Below are 19,060 nucleotides of genomic sequence, written 5' to 3'. Positions count from 1 at the left end.
CGCATGCAGTTCACGACGACCGTCCTGCAGGCGCGGAAGACGGCGACCGGTCTGCCGGTCCCGTCCGACGTCGTCGAGGCGCTGGGCGCGGGGCGCCGACCACCGGTGGTGGTCACCGTGAACGGCGCCTACACGTACCGTTCGTCGATCGGCGTGATGGCCGATCAGTCCCTCGTCCCGCTGTCGGCGGAGCACCGCGCCGCTGCGGGAGTCGCGGCCGGCGACACGGTCGAGGTCACCATCGAGGTCGACGCGCAGCCGCGGGTGATCGAGGTGCCGGAGGACCTGGCGACGGCCCTGCACGAGGCCGGAGTCCGGGGCGCGTTCGACACGCTCTCGAACTCTCGGCAGCGGGCCCTCGTCGACCCGGTCGAGCAGGCGAAGGCCCCGGAGACCCGGCAGCGCCGGATCGAGAAGGCCGTCGAGGCGTTGCGCGCCTGACCCGCGGGGCGCGCCGCGCCGCGCCGCGACGCGGGCGCGCCAGCTTCGGCGGTACCTGATCGCTTCGGGCGTACTTGCTCGTTTCGGGCGTACCTGGTCCGAAGTTTCGGGCAGGTACGCCCGGAAACACCTTGCATCGCGGACGCTCTGGGAAAGAACGAGCAGCGTTGGACACCGAGCGGGCTCACCGGTTCGGTGTGGGCGCGGGGCGTCGAGCGCTCCGCACCGGTCGGATCGCACAAGGGAGACCCGCGGCACGGAAGCGGGCCGCCAGTGCGTCGAGGTCGAACAGCTCGCGCCACTCGACGCGGAGGACCGTTCGAACGCCCGGCACGGTGAGCAGGCGGGCATGACGACGTTTCTCGTCCAGGAACACCTCGGTCTGGTCGCGTCCGCCGAGGTACCGCTCCTGCGTGTACTTGGCGCGTCCGTCGATCTCGATGACGACCCCCTCGTCCGGGAACCAGAAGTCGACGGCGAACCGACGACCTCCGACCACGAACTCCTGCTGCAGCACGGGCACGGGCAGCCCGAGCTCGCGGAAGACCACGCGCGCGAGGGACTCCGCCGGCGAACCCGATCGTGCGTCGGCGAGGTCGACGACCTGTGCGGCGCGTGCCCGTCCCCGGCCGCTCGGGTGCACGGCTCGCCAGAGGTCGTCTCGCCCGATGCCGCTGCGGAGCGCCGCGTCGGCCACGACGACACCGGTCCGCAGGTCGTCCGTCATCGCGATGTCGATGACGGTCCGCGGGACCGTGGTGATCGCGAGGTCGCCCGCTCGGATCCGCTCGGCGGCGGACACCGGACGGGTGTGCAGGACCAGTTCCGACGTCCGGGCGCGGTACATCGACTCCGGCACGGTCGCGTGGACGGGCATGCTCCACCCGCCGAGCGAGGGCAGCCCGTGCACCGCGGCGGCGGACGCGTGGGAGATGGTCGCCCGCGCGCCGAGCCGACCGAGCCGCGCGTACACACGAGTGACGTACCGCTGCCGGGGCCCGGCGGCGTCCCAGGCTGCGCCGTCGACGAAGGCGTTCGGCCCCGCACGAACGAGCCGACCGGCGCCGCGCAGCCGTGTCCGTCGGCGCAGGGTGCTGGCGTCGAGGCCGGCTTCGCGGGTGGTGGAGGCCCGGAGGATGGGCAGCGGTTCGTCCATGCACGCGACGATGCCCGACCAGCCACGCGCTCAGCAGGCCGGCGTCGTGAACTGTGGACGCGCCTCCAGGCCCGCCCTGGTGTGGAGGAGTGAACGTTCCTTCCCATGACGGGCGCGATCCCTGACGGAATCGGGCGTACCTGGTCGGAACTTTCGATCAGGTACGCCCGATTCGACCAGCTACGCCCGGAACGACCGGGTACCACCACCACCAGTACCAGCACCAGCACCAGCACCCACCCGCCAGCGCAGCACGGCGCCGGACGGAACGCACCCGAGTCCCGTCCGGCGCCGCGGTCTCCCCCGCCGGCCCCGCTGCCTCAGGCCCGGCGTACCCGCAGGGTGACGATCTCGAAGGGTCGGAGCGTGAGCACGACCGGCTCCCCCGACTCCCACGAGTCCCCCAGCCCACGTTCCAGCAGGTCCACCGCCGTCACCGTGGCGACGTCGAACCCGAAGTCCACGCCGACGTCGGCAGCCCGCCCACCGGACGCCTCGTAGAGCCGCACGACGACGTCACCGGAGCGGTCCTCGGCGAGCTTCACCGCCTCCACGAACACCTGCGGCGACGACACCGTGACGAGCGGGTCGACCGTGGTCGTCCCCTCGACCGTGCGCACCGGCAGGTTGAGCCGGTAGCCGCTGTCGGCGGCGTCGAGGACCGACGCACCCACCCGCAGCACGGTGCGGAACACGTGGTGCCCCTGGTCGGCGTGCGGGTCCGGGAACGTCGGGGCGCGCAGCAGCGACTCGCGGACGAGCGTCGTGGTCCCGCCGTCGGCCCGGGTGGTCCGGGTGATGTCGTGCCCGTAGGTGGAGTCGTTCGCGACGGCGACACCGAACCCCGGCTCGGCGACGTGCACCCAGCGGTGGGCGCTCGTCTCGAAGCGGGCCATGTCCCACGAGGTGTTCTGGTGCGTCGGGCGGTCGATGTGCCCGAACTGGATCTCGCTCGAGGCCGACGACGCACGGACGTCGAGGGGGAACGCGAGCTTGAGCAGCTTCTGCCGCTCGTGCCAGTCCACCTCGGTCTCGATGGTCAGCTCGGCCTCGCCGTCGACCGCCGAGTACCGGGTGGTGATCGACGACGACCCGAAGGTCCGCTGCACGACGAGCGACGAACCGTCGACCTCGACCGAGGACGCCGTGAGCACCGTGCCGTTGCGCTGGTAGGCGCGGTCGATGTCCCACGCCTCCCACTGGTTCGGGGTGTCGCGGAACACGGTGTACTCGGCGGCTGCCGCACCGGGTGCGACGGCATCGCGTCCGGTCGCGTGGTCGACGAGCGACACGACGTGACCGGCCGCGTCGACGGTCGCCGTGACGACGCCGGTGTCGAAGACGAAGTGGTCACCGTTCCGGACGGGAGGCACGGCTCGCGGTTCGTCGCCGAGCGAACCACCCAGGGCGGTTGCGTCCCCCGCGGTGACGGGCGAGGCGTTGAAGCGCACGACGTTCCCGGACGAGCCGCTCCCGCCGACGGCGTCGGCGCCGGACGGAGCGTCGAGCAGCGCACTGCCGCCGCCGGCCACCGTCGACGACGACGCCCCGACCCCGGCGAGCGCCGCGGCCCCGCCGTTCGCGAGCGCCGTCGTGGCGTTGCCGATCAGCCCCTCGAGGACGCGGGCGACCTCGGCGTAGTTCGCCTCGGCATTCTCGTAGACCCATGCGATCGAGGACCCCGGCAGGATGTCGTGGAACTGCTGCAGCAGCACCGTGTGCCAGGCCTCCTCGAGCTCCTCGTACGGGTAGTCGAGCCCGAGGCGGACGGCCGCGGTGGACGCCCAGAGCTCGGCCTCGCGGAGCAGGTGCTCGGAGCGCCGGTTGCCCTGCTTCGTCCGGATCTGCGACGTGTACGTGCCGCGGTGGAACTCGAGGTACATCTCGCCGGACCACACCGACGGCGTCGGCAGGGTGGCCTCGATCTCCTCGAAGACCTGCGCCGGGGTGCCGAGGTCGACCCGGGGCGATCCGTCGAGGTCGTGCTGGCGCCGTGCCGCTGCGACCATCTCGCGGGTGGGGCCGCCACCGCCGTCGCCGAAGCCGTACAGGAGCATCGACGTGTTGGCGACGCCGCGCTCCTTGTTCTGCCGCTCGCCGCGGTGCAGGTCGGCGGGCGAGACGTCCGAGTTGTAGGTGTCCGCCGGGGGCAGGTGGGTGAGGACGCGGGACCCGTCGATGCCCTCCCAGTGGAAGGAGGTGTGCGGGATGACGTTCGTCTCGTTCCACGAGGGCTTCTGCGTGACGAACCACTTCGAGCCCGCGGCGCGGACGATCTGGGGCAGCGCGCCCGAGTAGCCGAACGAGTCCGGGAGCCAGGCCTCGGGGGTGTCGATGCCGAACTCCTCGAGGAAGAACCGCTTGCCGGCGACGAACTGCCGGGCGAGGGCCTCGCCGCCGGGGAGGTTCGTGTCCGACTCGACCCACATGCCGCCGACCGGGATCCACCGGCCCTCGGCGACGCGCTGCTTGATGCGGGCCCAGATCGACGGGTAGCCGTCACGGATCCAGGCGTACTGCTGGGCGGACGAGCACGCGAACGTGAAGTCCGGGTCGCGGTCCATCAGGTCGAGCACGTTCGAGAAGGTGCGGGCGCACTTGCGGATCGTCTCGCGCACCGGCCACAGCCAGGCCGAGTCGATGTGCGCGTGGCCCACCGCGACGGCGCGACCGGCGGACCCGGACGCTCCGACGGCCAACAGCGGCGCGAGCACGGCCCGGGCGTCGGCCGCGGTGCCGGCGACGTCGTCGGGGTCGAGGGCGTCGGCGGCACGCTCGAGGCCGCGCAGCAGGTCGGCGCCACGCGTGCCGTCCGTGGGGAGCTCCCCCATCAGGCCACGGAGCACCCAGAAGTCCTGCTGGAGTTCCCACACGGTGTCGTCGCGCTCGACGAGTTCGATGCGGCGGACCCGGTAGATCGGGTCCGATCCGGCGGTGGACTTCGAACCGAGCGGTGTCGCGCCCTGGAACGAGTCGCCGCCGATGTCGGGGTTGGCGGCGGCCTCGACGTAGAGCTCGAAGGACTCGCCGGGCCCGACCTCGAGCGGCACGGTGTCGTTGTGCGGCTCGATGCCCTTGATCGTCGTGCCGTCCGGACGCCATGCGAGCCCCTCGGCCTGGAAGCCGGGGTTGCGCTTGGTGAAGCCGAGGTCGACGAGGAGCTCGGCGGTGGTGCCGGGCGCGGTGCCGAAGTCGGCCGGGACGGTGCCGCGGATCCGGAACCACGTCGTGCCCCAGGGCTTCCCGCCCCAGGCGCCGCCGTCGAACGGCGTGTAGTCGGCGGCGACGGCGGTGGCGAACGGCACCGGTTCGTCCGGCACCTGCCAGGCGTCGATCGTGACCGGGGCCGAGCGGCGGTGCACGGCGGGGTCGATGCGGTCGCGGACCAGTCGGGCGATCCGGGCGTGGACGAGCGGTTCGTCGGAGTGCATGGCGGGATTCCTTCCCAGCAGGTGGGCCGGCGGCGCGGCCCGGCGAGGGGCCGACGGCGCGGCCCGCGGACGGGTGTGTCAGCCCTTGATGCCACCGGCGAGGGCGTTGCCGCCGCCGAGGCCTCGGGACACGAGGACGTAGAGGGCGATGACCGGTACGGAGTACACGATCGAGAACGCGGCGAGCTGCCCGTAGGCGACGGCGCCGTTCTGCCCGAAGAAGTTGAAGATGCTCACCGCGGCGGGCACCTTGTCGGGCGAGAGGAGCAGCACGAAGGGGACGAAGAAGTTCCCCCAGGCCTGGATGAACACGAAGATGAACACCACGGCGATGCCCGGGCGCATGAGCGGGATGACGATCCGCCACAGCGTGGTGAGCATCGAGGCGCCGTCGGTCCACGCCGCCTCCTCGAGCGAGATCGGCACCGAGTCCATGAAGTTCTTCGCCATCCAGATGGCCATCGGCAGGCTGGTCGCGGCGAGGAAGAAGATGCAGCCCCACACGTTGTCGATGAGGTTCAGCGACACGAACAGCGCGTAGACGGGGACCATCATCGCGGTGATCGGCAGGCCGGTGCCGAACAGGATGCTGTAGAGGAACGGCTTGTTCACCCGCATCTTGTACCGGGACAGCGGGTAGGCGGCGAGGATCGCGACGACGACCGTGACGACCGCCGTGCCGCCGGAGAGCAGCAGGCTGTTCCCGAGCGGGATGAACGACAGGTCCGGTGTGAGCACCTTCGCGAAGTTGTCGAGCGTGAACTGCGTCGGCATCTTCACGGACAGCGACGCCTGCGTGTCGAGCGAGGCGAGCACGAGCCACAGCAGCGGCACGGCGAAGCACACGGCGATGACGAGCAGCACGACGTTCGACACCCAGCGCATCGTGCGGCCGCGCGGCGAGGTCATGTGCAGCGCACCGGGGGCTGTCACCGCGCGGGTGGCGTTCGAGACCGGACGGTCAGCGGTGAGGGCCATGGTCAGTCCACCTCCGGCTTCAGTGCCTTGATGTAGATGATCGAGAAGACCGCGCCCACGATGAGCAGGATCGTGGCGATCGCCGTCCCGAAGCCGAGCTGCGAGAACTTGAACGCCTCCTGGTAGGCCAGGATCGGCAGCGTCGACGAGTTCGTGCCGGGGCCGCCGCCGGTCATCACGAAGATGAGCGTGAACACCGACAGCGTCTGCAGCGTCGTCAGCATGAGGTTCGTCGAGATCGACCGCCGGATGACCGGGAGCGTGATGTACACGAGGCGCTGCCAGCCGGCGGCACCGTCGACCTCGGCGGACTCGGTGATCTCCTCGGGGACCTCCTGCACGGCGGCGGAGTAGACGAGCATCGAGAACGCCGTCCCGCGCCAGATGTTCGCGAGGATGACCGCGAGCATCGGGTACGTGTACAGCCAGTTCGGCCCGGTGATCCCGATGGTCTTCAGGAACTCGTTGAGCGTGCCCTCGTCGTTGAAGAACGCGTACGCGGCGAACGACGCGACGATCTCGGGGAGCACCCACGCGGCGACGACGAACGTACCGACGATGGACCGGATGACCTTGTTGGCGCTCCGCATGAGGAGGGCCAGCCCGAGACCGAGCACGTTCTGGCCGACGACGGCGGAGGCGAGCAGGAAGACGATGGTGAGGATGACGGACTTCGGGAAGTCCGGGTCCTGGAAGAGCTCGACGTAGTTCTTCAGCCCGACGAACTGCTGGTCGGAGGCACCGACGCCGGTGAGGGCGGAGTTGGTGAACGACCCGTAGAACGACGAGATGACGGGGCCGAGCAGGAAGATGACGAGGAGGACGACGGCGGGCAGGAGGGGGACGGCCCGTCCGACGTTCCGCAGCGGCTTCCGCTTGCGCGGGACCGGCGGATCGGTGCGCTTCGGCGCACCGGGCGCCGACAGGGTCGGCACGAGGGGGGTGCTGGACACGGTTGGTTGCCTTCCGGGTGCGGAGAGGGTTCCGAAGGTGGGTGGCGACGGACGGGAGGCGCGGCGCACGACGCGAGCCGCGCCTCCAGTCCGTCAGGTGGTGACGAGCGTCAACCGGCGGAGACGGTGTTGTCCTTGCCGACGACCTGTTCGACGGCCGTGTCGTACGCGGCAGCCGCCTGCTTCGGTGTCTGCTGCCCGGTCATGACCGACTCCATCGCGACCTGGATCGCGTTCGAGACCTGCGAGTAGTCGCTCGTCGCCGGGCGGAAGTTGGTGTGTTCCACCAGCCCGGAGAAGAACTTGAACGTGGGGTTCGCGTCGGTGTAGGCGCTGTCCTCGGCGACGTCCTTGCGCACGGCGATCTGGCTGTTCTCGGTGTCGTACTTCAGCGAGCCGTCCTTGTCGAGGAACTTCGTGATGAAGTCGAACGCGGCCTGCGGGGCCTTCGAGTTCTTGCCGATCGCGAGCGTCCAACCACCCGACATGGAGTTGTAGCCGGGCTCCTGACCGTTCTGCGTCGGGAACGCTGCCTGGCCCATCACGTCGTTCCACTCAGCCCACGGCGCGGTGCCGGTCTTCAGCCACGTGCCGGACTGCCACGAGCCGTCGAGGTCGATCGCGAGCTTGCCCTGGGGCAGCCACGTCTGCGCGATGGTCGTGCCGACGTTCGTGTCGAGCGCCTGCTGCGGTGTCGGGCCGAGGCCGCCCTGGTAGACGTCCTTCACGAACTGCAGCGAGTCCTGGAACTGCTTCGAGCCCGTGACCCACTTCTTGTCCTTATAGAGCGTGTTGCCGGAACCGTCCGCCCCGTACAGGAGCATCTCGAAGCCCTGCATGGTCGAGGCCTCGCCCTGCGCCTTGCCCGAGTAGATGTTGAACGGGATGACGCCGGAGTCCTTCTCCTTGATGGTCTTCGCCGCGGCGAGGACGTCATCCCAGGTCTTCGGCTGCCACGGGACCGGCAGGCCGACCTTCTTGAAGATGTCCTTGTTGTACCAGAGGGCCCGGGTGTCAGTGCCCATCGAGACGCCGTAGGTCTTGCCGTCGACACCCTCGCCGGCCTGCTTGGCGTTGTCGTAGAACTGGTCCCAGTCCTTCCACTTGGCCACGTACTCATCGAGCGGCAGGAGGTACCCGGCCTGGGCGTCGGCCTTGATGAGGAAGGTGTCCTCGTACATAACGTCCGGTGCGGTGGCCGGCGCCTTGTTCATGAGCGCGAGCTTCGTGTAGTAGTCGTTGCCCTGCGCCTGGATCGGCACGAGGGTGACCTTCTTGCCCGGGTACTCCTTCTCGTACTCCTTCTTGACGACCTTCATCTGGGCGTCGAGCTGCTGGAAGGCGCCGAACTTCTGGTAGGCGATCTTGATGGTGTCGCTCGAGGCAGACCCTGAGCTGGAACAACCCGCCAGTCCGACCGCGGCGACTGCCACGGCTGCGAGACCGGCGATGATTCGGGTGCGGCGTTTCATCGGTGCTCCTTTGCACGGGATGTTCGCGGGCTCCGTCACCCGCGCGCAGGATTACTCCACCGTATTTACTTATCCGTGTCAAGAGCCTGTTCGTGTCGATTCGGTCACGCTCCCGGACGGCTCAGACCGGGGTGGCGCCTCCGGTCACGGTGATGCCGCCGGTCGCCGGGACGTCGACGAGCAGCACGCTCGGCCGCCCGACGTGCCGTCCCTGTCGGATCACCACGCGGTCGTCGGGCTGGACCGCGCCGACCTCGCGGAGGTACGCGCCGGTCGACGCCGCCGCCGATCCCGTCGCCGGATCCTCGGTGATCCGACCGGCCGGGAAGAGGTTCCGCGCCTCGTACTCCAGCGCGCCCGTCCGGTGCAGCACCGTGACCGTCCCCGCCCAGCCCGCCTCGCGCTTCAGGGCAGCGAGGGGCTCCGGGGCGAAGCGGAACTGGTGGAACAGCTCGACGTCGGCGAGGACGATCACCGGGTGCCAGTTCCCCGCGAACGACTCGAGCACCGGGAAGTCCGGCGCGACGTCGTCGATCGTCAGGCCGAGCAGGGCGAACAGCCGATCGCGCAGGTCGGGATCGAGCGGACGGGACTCGGGAGGAACACTCGTCATCGCGACCTGGACGCTGCCGTCCGCAGCGGCCGTGGCGTCGAGGGCGATCTCGCCCGCGGCGGTCGTGAAGACCCGGCGTCCGAGACCCTCGCGCTCGGCGAGCACGACCGCGGTGGCGATTGTCGCGTGACCGCAGAACGGGACCTCGGCCGCCGGCGAGAAGTACCGCACGTGGGCGCCCGCCTCGGTGCGCCCGGTGACGAAGGCGGTCTCGGGGTAGCCGACCTCCTGCGCGATCGCGAGCATGTCGTCGTCGGACAGGCCGGACGCGTCCAGGACGATGCCGGCGGGGTTGCCGCCCCCGGGCTCGGCGGCGAAGGCGGTGTAGCGGAGGATCTCGGTGCGCACCATCCGACGGTACCGCCGGGCGCTTGGCCTCGCTGGCGCGTGGGCCGCGGGCGTGCGGGCCACTGGCGTGCGGGCCGCGGGCGCGCGGGCCGCTGGCGCGCGGGCCGCTGGCGTGCGTTCGTGAGCAGGAACGGTCGGATCCGCGCCACGAACCCGACCATTCCTGCTCACCGGATCACTCCGAGGCGGGGGTCCCCCGGCGTCGTGCGGCCCGCGGGCCCGGTCAGGCCGGTCGGTCGAACCGCGCCCCGCGTTCGTCGGACGGCTGCGCCAGGAGCACCAGCAGCACGATGTTGCCGATCCGCACCAGGTAGAGCAGCACCCACCATCCCGAACGGCCCGAGTCGTGCAGGCGCCGAACCGCGATCGCGATCCAGGGCAGCGCGATGACGAGCAGGACGACGCCGTAGAGCCCGATGCCGATCTGCGCGATCGGTGGGAGGGAACCCAGCAGGTACCCCCACACCGGGAACGGGTTGAACGAGCGCATCGCGTCGTCGAGCATCGCCGAGTCGGCTGCGCTCACCGGGCCCGGTCGCCACGTCACGATGCCGATGGCCCAGGGGATCTGCAGGGCCTGGACGATGAGGAACGACCACAGCGCCCACCACCAGAACTCCGGTCGTGCGGCGCGCCCCCGGAACACGGTGTAGCCGCGGAAGAACCGTGGGAACGCCGACACGAAGGTCGCACCGTGCCACGGCACGCCGACCGGGGGTTGGGTTGCTCGTGGTTCGGTCTGCACACGTCCCGCCTACCGAGGAATCCTGAGCGCTGCTCGCGTCGGGCGTCCCCCGGTGCGGCGTGTGCGGACCCCGGGCGACATCGTCGCTGTCGTACGACGACCACGATGTCGCAACGCCTCACCACAGGCCCCCACGCAGGTCGCCCGCGCAGGTCGCCCCCGGTGTCAGGCGACGCTGGCGTGCGTTCGTGAGCAGGAACGGTCGGGTCCGCGCCACGAACCCGACCATTCCTGCTCACCGGATCACTCCGAGGCGGGGGTCCCCCGGCGTCGACGGAGCACGAGCACGCCCGCACCGGCGACGAGCAGCAGGAACGCGGCGAGCGCGGCGACTCCGAGACCCTCGGCACCGGTGAACGCGAGCGCACCGGTGACCGGGTCGATCGTGATCGTCGTCCAGCCGAGCACCGTGCCGTCCTCGGCGGTCACCACGATGCGGTGTTGCCCCGCGGGGGCGTCGGCGGGGATGGTCGCCGTGACCGTGCCGTCCGCTGCGACCGTGGCGGTGCCGAGGAGCGTCGGCGTGGAGAACATCCAGACGTGCACCTGCTGCCCGGCGTACCGGGTGCCGACGCCGACCGTGATGGTGTCGCCGGGGCGCGCGGTGGCCGGGGCGATGAGCGAGCCGCGGTTCACCTGGGTCAGAGACGCCTCGGACGGCGCGATGGGTGATCCCGAGGGCGACGTGCCCGACCCGGGGGCCGACCCACCCGGCGCGGTGTCACCCGGCGCGGGCGTCGACCCGCCACCCGGGGTCGGCGTCGTCCCGCCGTCACCCGGAGTCCCGCCGTCACCCGGAGTCCCGCCGTCGCCCGGCGTCCCGCCGTCGCCCGGCGTCCCACCGTCGCCCGGCGTCCCACCGTCGCCCGGCGTGGGCGTCGGCGTCGGCGGCGGCGTCGTCCCGCCGTCACCCGGAGTCCCACCGTCACCCGGGGTCGACGAGTCGCACGGGTAGGTGCCGGTCCGGAGCGAGAACCCGTCCGTGTCGTTGTCGTCCGCGTAGAACGTCGCCCGCGCACCCTCGGTGCAGACGCCCGAGATCGCGAAGCCCTCGTTCGCCAGCGTCCGGTCCGCGTTCGTCGGCGCCTCGTACACCGTCGTGGCGGCGAAGGCCCCGTCGGTCACCTCGTACAGTGCCGTCCGGCCGGAGCAGGCGTCGTCGCACACCACCCAGAGCGCGTCGAGCGTCGGGTCGAACTGCACGTCGGCGACGACGGAGAACGGCGTCGCGATCGTCGCCACCCGCTGGGACCCGCCGTCGGACATCAGGGCGTACGCGTACACGCTCGCGGTGCCCTCGACGCCGACGAAGAACAGCCCGTCGCCGTGTCCGGCGTAGGTCGCCGGCGAGTACGCGGCGCCGGTGTGCTCGTCCGCGAAGCCGTGTGCGGTGAGCCACGAGTCCGGGATCCAGGTGACGCCCTCGAGGCCCGCGTTCGCCCCGAGCCCGGGGAAGTCCGCCGCGAGGTTCCACTCGTCGGTCGCGTTCAGCGTCGTCTGGGAGCCGTCGGTGGTCGCGAAGCGCAGCACCGCGGGACGGCTGGTCCCGGACACGTCGTTGTTCCGCTCGGTCGAGACGTACACGGCACCGGGGTCGTCGGAGGTGACGGTCACGCCCTCGGCGTCCGGCGTCCCGGAGCCGTCGGCGTAGTGGAGCTCGGTCCCGGCCGCGTTCGTCGGCGCCCAGCCGCCCGCCCCGTCCGACGTGAGGTGGTAGAGCAGCCCGTCGCCGTTCTGCACCGCCCAGAGCTGCCCCGCGGCCGACGCCGGGGTCGACGCCGATGCCGACGGCGTCCAGTCGATGCCGCTCAGGTCACCGGTGAAGGTGTCCTCGTCGTCGAGCACCCGCTCGTCCGGACCGCCGGGCCACGCCTCGGCGGTGACCACGCCGACGAACCGGTTGGCGGCACCCTTGGTCGGTGCGGCGGTCTCGGCGAACGCCCCGGTGCCGTCGGGGTTCCGGCCGTACGTCGTCGCGGCGTGCGCCGTCCACGAGTACGAGTCGACGAGGGTCCCCCGTGCGTCGAGGAGCCGTGCCGAGTCCGCCTTGCCGAGCCCGAACCCGAAGTCCTGCTCGTCGAGCACCGTGAAGCCACCGGGAGCGACGGTCGTGCCGGACGGGATCGCGTACGCGTGCGCGTCGTCACTGTCCGAGAACACGTACCCGCCGAGGTCGACGGTCGTCGTCCCGGTGTTCGTCAGCTCCACCCAGTCGCCCGGGGTGCCGCCGTCGGACTCCACCTCGTTGATGCGCACCGGCGAGGAGCAGTCGTTCGCCGCGCCCTTCGTCGACGCGGTCGTGTCCACGAGGGCACCGGTGCCGTCCGGGCAGCGCCCGTACGTGACCGCCGCGTGCGCGGTCCACGCGTACCGGAGCACCAGGTCGCCCGCCGGGTCGTAGACCCTGACGGTGTCGGCGCCGCCGAGCCCGAAGTCGAAGCCGGGAGCGGTCGCGGACAGCTGGTCGAGGACGAAGTACCCGCCCGCGGCGATGATCGAGCCGGTCGGCAGGACGTACGCCTCGTGGGAGCTGTCGTCGTCGAGGAACGCGTACCCGGACAGGTCGATCGCCGCCGACGACGTGTTCGCGAGCTCGACCCAGTCGGTGTCGTCGCCGTTCGACTCGACCTCGTTGACGACCAGTCCGTTCGCGGCGGACGCCCCCACGGTGGGGTCGTCGTCACCGACGGCAGCGGAGGCGGGGGACGTCGTCAGGGCGCCGCCGACGACGACGAGGGCAGCGACGACGGACGCGCCGAGGCGCAGAGCACGGGGATGCATGCAGGGTCCTTCTCGGGTGTTCAGGGGGGACCTGCACGACTGTTCAGCATCCGGGCATCCGGCCGGTGGCGTCGAGGTGAACGACGGGTGTCGCCCGCACCGCACGGGACGGCACCGTGTGCCGGACGGGAGGCGCGGGTCGGCCCCGCACCGCGCCTCCTGGCCGGTGGTGCGCGCGACGGACCTCCGTCAGCGACGGATGAGCAGGGTGCTCGCCCGCGGCGACAGCGCCGCGTCGAGGACGAGGCAGGCCGCGCCGACCGCGGCCACGTCGGCGCCGCGGTCGCTCTCGGTCACGACGACCGGGTGCTTCGGGACGAGCAGCGGCGACCCGACGATCGCCTCGCGCGCGGCCGGCAGAGCGGCGCTCGCGATCCGCGACCAGAAGGGCCCGCCGAAGACCACCCGGTCGATGTCGAGCAGGTTCACGATGAGGACGACCGCGTTCCCCATCACCGTCCCGGCCTCGGCCGCGAGCCCACGGGCCACCGGGTTCCCGGCCTCGATCGCCGCTCCGAGTGCGTCCCAGGCCCGGTCGACGGCCGCGACGCCCGCCGGGGCGCCGCCGAGTGCCAGGCCGCGCGCCTGCGCGACGTGCACCAGACGGTCCGGGGCGACCGCCGCACCGACCTCGCCGCGGGTGCCCTCGCCGTCCGGCGTCCCGGCGAGCGACCCCTGGTCGACCATGATGTGCCCGGCGTCACCGGCGTTCGACCCGACGCCGCGGACGGGCTCGTGGTCGACGACGAGCCCCACACCGAAGCCCGTACCGAAGTAGACGAAGGCGAAGTTCCGCGCCGAGGACTCCCCGGCGAGGAACATCTCACCGATCACCGCCGCCGTGACGTCCTTCTCGAGGAGCACCGGGTACCCGGTCGCCTCGGCGAGCGCATCGCGCAGCGGGACGTCCCGCCACCGCGGCAGGAACGGCGGGTCGAGCACGACACCGGCGTCGACGTCGATCGGACCGGGGCTCGCGATGCCCACCCCGAGCACGGCGTCCACGTCGACCCGGGCACCCGCCACGAGGTCGTCGACCGCGGTCGCGATGGTCCGGACCACCTCGGACGGGTCGTCGGCGGTCGGGGTCGACGTGGTGCTCGACGCGACGACGGTCCCGGCGAGGTCCAGCAGCACGTAGGTGACGACCGCCGGGTCGACGTGCACCCCGACGGCATACCGACTGCCGGCCTCGAGCCGCAGGATGGTGCGGGGCTTGCCGCGACCGGACACGACCGTGCCGGACTCCGCGATCATCCCCGCCTCGATGAGGAACCGCGTGACGTTCGACACGGTCTGCGCGCTCAGGCCGGTGCGGGACGCCAGCTCGACCCGGCTCAGCCCGTCCGGCGAGCGACGCACCGCGTCGAGCACGACCGTCCGGTTGAACCCACCGATCGACGGGAGGTTCGCCCCACGCCGATGCTCTGCCATGCCGCGACCATACCGCGCCGGTCGGCCCGGCACCGGTGGCACAACGGTGCGGTATCGGTCGCGCGGCCCGCTGGCCCCCACACGGGTCGCACGGCTACCCTGAGCGGCATGACGGACCTCCGCCTCGAAGAACTCTCCGCGTCGACCGCTGCGGCGGCGAACTCCCTGACGCTCAAGCCCGGGCAGGAGCAGTTCGTGCAGCCGACCACCTACGGCGTCGCGGAGTCGGACGTGAAGCCGAGTTCGGCGTGGACGCGTGTGGTCCTCGACGGCGACGAGGTCGTCGGCATGATCATCGGCACCTTCGACGAGGACAACGCCGAGGAAGAACTGCGCAGCGCGATCTGGCGGGTCAACGTCTCGGCGACGGCCCAGGGTCGCGGCGTCGGTCGCTTCGCGGTGCACGGCCTCGCCGACGAGGCCCGCAACCGTGGGCTCGAGCGCCTCACCGTCGTGTACGAACCCGGTGGCGACGACAGCCCCGAGGCGTTCTTCCGCGCCGTCGGGTTCGAGGTCGTGCGCGAGACCCAGTACGGCGACCACTTCGCGGTCCTGCAGTTGGTGTGACCGAGGCTCCCCCCGACGACTTCGGCGCAGCCGTGGCCGAGGTCGTCCGGCTCATCCCGGCGGGTCACGTCATGACCTACGGCGACGTGGCCGCGGCGCTCGGCTCCCGGGCGTCGCGTGCCGTCGGCAAGGTCATGGCGCACGAGGGCTCCGACCTGCCGTGGTGGCGCGTGGTGCGGTCCGGCGGTCTGCCCCCGGTGCACCACGAGGCCCGGGCGCACGAGCACTACCGCGCCGAGGGCACCCCGCTCGTGCAGGGGGCGACGACCTGGAGGATCGACATGCGTCGGGCGCGCTGGTCACCCGCCACGGACGCGGACGACCCGTTCTGAGCGCACACGGTTAAGCGGTCGGATCTCTCGACTCAGATTCCGGCGATCCAACGGTCTAGAGCGGACTCAGGTGAGCGCATGCTGTTGTCGTCGATAAAGGGGAGAGTCAGCGCGCTCAGACGTGAACGCCTCCCAGCAAGCACTTCGCCCGCGACCACGCGCCCCGTTCCTGCGATCCAATCCGCAACCTGTACCCGTGGGTCATCCTTCGACTGCACCTGCACTATTCGCTTCAGTCGCGCACCCCAAAGGTGCTCCGCATTCAGCTGAACGATTTCGAGCATCTGATCGGTCATCTGCCGGTATTCATCCATCAACAATTCAAATTCTGACCCGCGGAGTCGCTCGTGCCAAGTGGTCGTCACGACGAGTAGCGTCGGTAACATTGGCTCAAGATCGAGTGTCTTCGAAAAGTCCTTCTCTATCAAGTACGCTTCGGATCGCGCCTTCCATAAGAGTTCGAGCATTCTGGAAGCGCGACTATCATGCGAAGCACTAAGAATCGCCATTCGGAGCGCGTTGACGAATTCAAGCGCACGATTCTTTGGCGCATGCGCCTCCTTATACGATCGGCAGAGACGATTGAAACTTTCTAGAAGCTTCGCTCGTATGGCGTCGCCAAGCACAGGAAGCACATAGTCCGCGATCTCGTTCGCGTAAAACGCCTCGTACTCAAACCCAACGGGACGTCCAGAAGTGTACGAATCCTCCTCTATGAGAAGAGATACCATCTTGCCTGCAAGAAACTTCTCTTTGTCCGCCAAGTAGATACTCGCCTTGCCGTCGAGAGGGCCGCCAGCTTCAAACAAACGTTCTACGACGGGCCGGTGCTTACTGATGAGCTTCGGCAACTTCAGCTCAGCACTCGAACTAGCCTCATTCTCGGTCGAACCAATTGCTTTGCGCGTAGCAACTACCAAGTCGTGCGCCTCGGACTCGTCGAGGTCGGTAGTGCCGTAACTGAAAAAACGGTGCGTTGGTCGACTGAGGTTTTCCCCATCCGAGCCTGACTCGTCTCCCACTACTTGTAGAACCATGGCAACACCCTATGGGTCTCTGCGCTCGGCCCGACCTTCACAACACGACGAGCGATCGGTCTCACGGGTCGAGCGCGATCATGGCGGGGTCGCCTCTCGGTGTCGGCCTGCAGGCAGATGTCCAGGGGATTACCTCGATCGATTCGTTCGGTGTTCCGGGAGACGACGTCTCGGATGTTGAGGTCTCGTCCCGCTGTGGACCCGAATACGAAAGTGTGGCAGTCTGCCGGACCTTGGCCGACGTGGCCAGGCGACGTCCGTTGGGGGTAACGCTAACCACACGACCCGTCGTCGATGGGCGTCCACCACTAGTTGACTCGCGGCGGCACGCTGCATCCGTGCATCTGGCGTCGCCTCACGCGTCGAAGCGTGCGCCCTTCGGGTTCGACGGCAGCAGGCACATGACGAAGAGCACGAGCGAGCCGATGCCGACCACCACGTGCAGGAACTGCCAGAAGCCGGAGAGGTTCGCGTCGTGCAGCCGTCGGGCGCCGAGGGCGAGGGACCCGATCAGCGTCGCCAACCCCCAGAGCACGAACAGGTAGGAGCCGACCGGGTTCTCGAGCACCGGGGTGTCCGGCGTGAAGACCTGCGGCACGAGCTGCAGCACCAGTCCGATCGCGAGCGACGTGATCCACCACCACCAGAACTCGGAACGGGAGGCCCGCCCGGTGAACACGGTGTACTTCCGCCAGAACCGCCGGACGGCCTCGGTGAAGGGTGCCCCGTAGAAGGGGTCGCGCAGGGCCACGCCGCCGGGCTGCACGCTGTCGTCGCTCATGGGTCCACCCAACCACGTGGAACCACGGATCCGACGTGGAACCAGCGCGAGTGCGTGGTTCCACGTCGGATCCGTGGTTCGTCCGACAGGGCCGATCGACGGTGCCGCTACACGAGCGAGTCCCGCCAGGCCGCGTGCAGCTGGGCGAACCGTCCGGTCCCGGCGATGAGGTCGGCCGGGGTGCCGTCCTCGACGATCCGGCCGTACTCCATCACGAGCACGCGGTGCGCGATCGCGACGGTCGACAGACGGTGCGCGATGATGACCGCGGTCCGGTCGGCGAGCAGCGTCTCGAGCCCCTCCTGCACGAGCCGCTCCGACGGGATGTCGAGCGACGCCGTGGCCTCGTCGAGGATGAGCACCTTCGGGTCCGCGATGAACGCCCGGGCGAACGACAGGAGCTGCCGCTGCCCGGCCGACACCCGGCCGCCGCGCTTGTTCACGTCGGTGTCGTACCCGTCGGGCAGCGCCATGATGAACTCGTGCGCGCCGACCGCCTTCGCCGCCGACTCGATCTCGTCCCGTGACGCCCCCGGCTTGCCGAGCGCGATGTTGTCCGCGACCGTGCCGGAGAACAGGTACGCCTCCTGCGTGACCATGACGATCGCGCGACGCATGTCCTTCGTGTCGAGGTCCCGCAGGTCGACGCCGTCGAGCCGCACCGAGCCCTCGGACGGGTCGTAGAAGCGCGCCATGAGCTTGGCGAGCGTCGACTTGCCGGCACCGGTCGACCCGACGAGCGCGATCGTCTGGCCCGCCGGGATGTGCAGGTCGAACTCCGGCAGGACGACCTTGCCCTTGTTGTAGGCGAACACGACGTCGTCGAAGTCCATCTTGCCGGTGGCGTCCGCCAGCCGCGTCGGCTTCGCGGGGTCCGGCACGCTCGGCCGTTCCTCGAGCACGCCGGAGATCTTCTCCATCGCGGCCGAGGCCGACTGGTACCCGTTGTAGAACATCGCGAGTTCCTGGGCCGGGTCGAAGAAGCGCTTGGCGTACAGCGCGACCGCGAGCAGCGCGCCGACCTCGAGCGAGCCGCCGACGATCCGGAAGCCGCCCACGATCACGACCGCTGCGAGCGTGGCGTTCCCGATGAGCACGAGCACGGGGTCGAAGGTCCCGAACAGGTTGAACACCTTCGTGTTCGCCACCCGGTAGTCCTCGACGAAGCCGCCGTACTCGTCGCGGTTGCGGGACTCCTTGCGGAAGGCCTGCACCGCGCGGATGCCCGTCATGGTCTCGACGAAGTGCACGATCACACGTGCCGAGGCGACACGGGTGGCGCGGAACAGCGTCTGCGAGTTCGACTGGAACCAGCGGATCAGGAACCACAGCGGCACGAGCGACACCGCGAGCACCAGCCCGGACGTCGGGTCGAGCGCCACGAGGGCGATCGCCGTGAACACCATGTAGAGCACGCCCTGGATGAGCTGGTTCAGCCCGGAGTCGAGCAGCTCGCGGATCGAGTCGAGGTCACTCGTCTGGCGCGAGATGATCCGGCCGGACGTGTAGGTCTCGTGGAACTCGAGCGAGAGCCGCTGCGTGTGCAGGAACACCCGCTTCCGCAGGTCGAACAGGATCGCCTGGCTGATCCGGGCCGCGAGCACCGTGTACCACGCGGTCAGGACGGCGCCGAGGACGGCCACGACGATGTACGTCGCGACGACGCCGAACGCCGGCACCCAGTCGTTCCGGTCGAGGACGGCCGGCAGGGCGTTGTCGATGCCCCACGCGATGAGCGCCGGACCCGCGACGGTGCCCGCAGTGGAGACCACGACCACGACGCCGAGCAGGACGAGCCGGGCCTTGAGGGGCGCGGCGAGGGACCCGAGCAGGGCGAGGGAGCGACGCCGCAGGCGCTTGCTCTCCGCCTTGGTGAAGTCGTCACGTTCCTCGCCACGCACACCGAGCGTGGTGATCGACGCGGTGACGGGCTGCTGCGCGTCGTCGACGTCCGGTGCGTCGGTCGACTGCGCCGACGTCTGGGCTGGCAG

Annotated in this window: 15 protein-coding genes; 3 read left to right on the top strand and 12 right to left on the bottom strand. The window is 70.3% G+C overall.

The genetic code is table 11. From position 1 onward, the window contains the following. The first annotated feature begins 3 nt into the window (after window positions 1-3). The gene (locus tag ACQXVK_RS06205) at window positions 4-441 is read left to right on the top strand and encodes a DUF1905 domain-containing protein (RefSeq protein ID WP_430853039.1); all 438 of its coding nucleotides are present in this window, start codon (window positions 4-6) and stop codon (window positions 439-441) included. A 184-nt stretch (window positions 442-625) separates the two neighbouring features. Here the strand turns inward: ACQXVK_RS06205 and ACQXVK_RS06200 are convergent, their stop codons facing one another. The 9 genes from ACQXVK_RS06200 to ACQXVK_RS06160 form a co-directional block, all read right to left on the bottom strand. After that, window positions 626-1,597: a hypothetical protein gene (locus tag ACQXVK_RS06200; protein WP_430853038.1), complete on the bottom strand. Its 972-nt coding sequence runs from the start codon at window positions 1,595-1,597 to the stop codon at window positions 626-628. 320 nt (window positions 1,598-1,917) lie between these two features. Further along, window positions 1,918-5,028, bottom strand: a complete 3,111-nt coding sequence (locus ACQXVK_RS06195) for an alpha-mannosidase (protein WP_430853037.1) — start codon at window positions 5,026-5,028, stop codon at window positions 1,918-1,920. A gap of 78 nt (window positions 5,029-5,106) precedes the next feature. Further along, entirely contained in the window at window positions 5,107-6,006 is a 900-nt protein-coding gene (locus ACQXVK_RS06190; protein WP_022908315.1) for a carbohydrate ABC transporter permease, read from the bottom strand. A gap of 2 nt (window positions 6,007-6,008) precedes the next feature. Continuing rightward, entirely contained in the window at window positions 6,009-6,959 is a 951-nt protein-coding gene (locus tag ACQXVK_RS06185; RefSeq protein ID WP_430853036.1) for a carbohydrate ABC transporter permease, read from the bottom strand. Between the two features lie 110 nt (window positions 6,960-7,069). Further along, a complete protein-coding gene (locus ACQXVK_RS06180; protein ID WP_022908317.1) occupies window positions 7,070-8,431 on the bottom strand; it encodes an extracellular solute-binding protein in 1,362 nt (453 codons plus the stop codon). 121 nt (window positions 8,432-8,552) lie between these two features. Next, the gene (locus ACQXVK_RS06175; RefSeq protein ID WP_430853035.1) at window positions 8,553-9,395 is read right to left on the bottom strand and encodes a PhzF family phenazine biosynthesis protein; all 843 of its coding nucleotides are present in this window, start codon (window positions 9,393-9,395) and stop codon (window positions 8,553-8,555) included. 220 nt (window positions 9,396-9,615) lie between these two features. Next, window positions 9,616-10,137: a DUF805 domain-containing protein gene (locus ACQXVK_RS06170; RefSeq protein ID WP_430853034.1), complete on the bottom strand. Its 522-nt coding sequence runs from the start codon at window positions 10,135-10,137 to the stop codon at window positions 9,616-9,618. A gap of 243 nt (window positions 10,138-10,380) precedes the next feature. Then, window positions 10,381-12,918 carry a lamin tail domain-containing protein gene (locus tag ACQXVK_RS06165; RefSeq protein WP_430853033.1) on the bottom strand — a complete coding sequence of 846 codons (2,538 nt, stop codon included), beginning with the start codon at window positions 12,916-12,918 and terminating at the stop codon, window positions 10,381-10,383. 189 nt (window positions 12,919-13,107) lie between these two features. Beyond that, entirely contained in the window at window positions 13,108-14,352 is a 1,245-nt protein-coding gene (locus tag ACQXVK_RS06160; protein WP_430853032.1) for an ROK family protein, read from the bottom strand. A gap of 108 nt (window positions 14,353-14,460) precedes the next feature. Between ACQXVK_RS06160 and ACQXVK_RS06155 the strand changes: the two genes are divergently transcribed. Together ACQXVK_RS06155 and ACQXVK_RS06150 are read left to right on the top strand one after the other, a co-directional pair. Beyond that, window positions 14,461-14,919 (top strand): GNAT family N-acetyltransferase, encoded by a 459-nt coding sequence (locus ACQXVK_RS06155; protein ID WP_070417757.1) that lies wholly within the window; start codon window positions 14,461-14,463, stop codon window positions 14,917-14,919. Then, window positions 14,916-15,251, top strand: coding sequence for an MGMT family protein (locus ACQXVK_RS06150; RefSeq protein ID WP_430853031.1), 336 nt, complete (start codon window positions 14,916-14,918; stop codon window positions 15,249-15,251). Before ACQXVK_RS06155 ends, ACQXVK_RS06150 begins: the two co-directional genes overlap by 4 nt. Before the next feature lie 32 nt (window positions 15,252-15,283). Here the strand turns inward: ACQXVK_RS06150 and ACQXVK_RS06145 are convergent, their stop codons facing one another. From ACQXVK_RS06145 to ACQXVK_RS06135, 3 genes are all read right to left on the bottom strand, one after another. Then, on the bottom strand, window positions 15,284-16,288 hold the full coding sequence (locus tag ACQXVK_RS06145) for a DUF3800 domain-containing protein (protein ID WP_430853030.1): 1,005 nt from the start codon (window positions 16,286-16,288) through the stop codon (window positions 15,284-15,286). 355 nt (window positions 16,289-16,643) lie between these two features. Further along, the gene (locus tag ACQXVK_RS06140; protein WP_070417755.1) at window positions 16,644-17,069 is read right to left on the bottom strand and encodes a DUF805 domain-containing protein; all 426 of its coding nucleotides are present in this window, start codon (window positions 17,067-17,069) and stop codon (window positions 16,644-16,646) included. A 107-nt stretch (window positions 17,070-17,176) separates the two neighbouring features. Continuing rightward, window positions 17,177-18,985 (bottom strand): ABC transporter ATP-binding protein, encoded by a 1,809-nt coding sequence (locus ACQXVK_RS06135; RefSeq protein ID WP_430853113.1) that lies wholly within the window; start codon window positions 18,983-18,985, stop codon window positions 17,177-17,179. Window positions 18,986-19,060: the final 75 nt, after the last annotated feature.

Source organism: Curtobacterium sp. AB451, assembly GCF_050585845.1.
Taxonomy (GTDB): Bacteria; Actinomycetota; Actinomycetes; order Actinomycetales; family Microbacteriaceae; genus Curtobacterium.
Note: the sequence above shows the minus strand (reverse complement) of the source record. Positions and strands in the feature narration are given on the sequence as shown.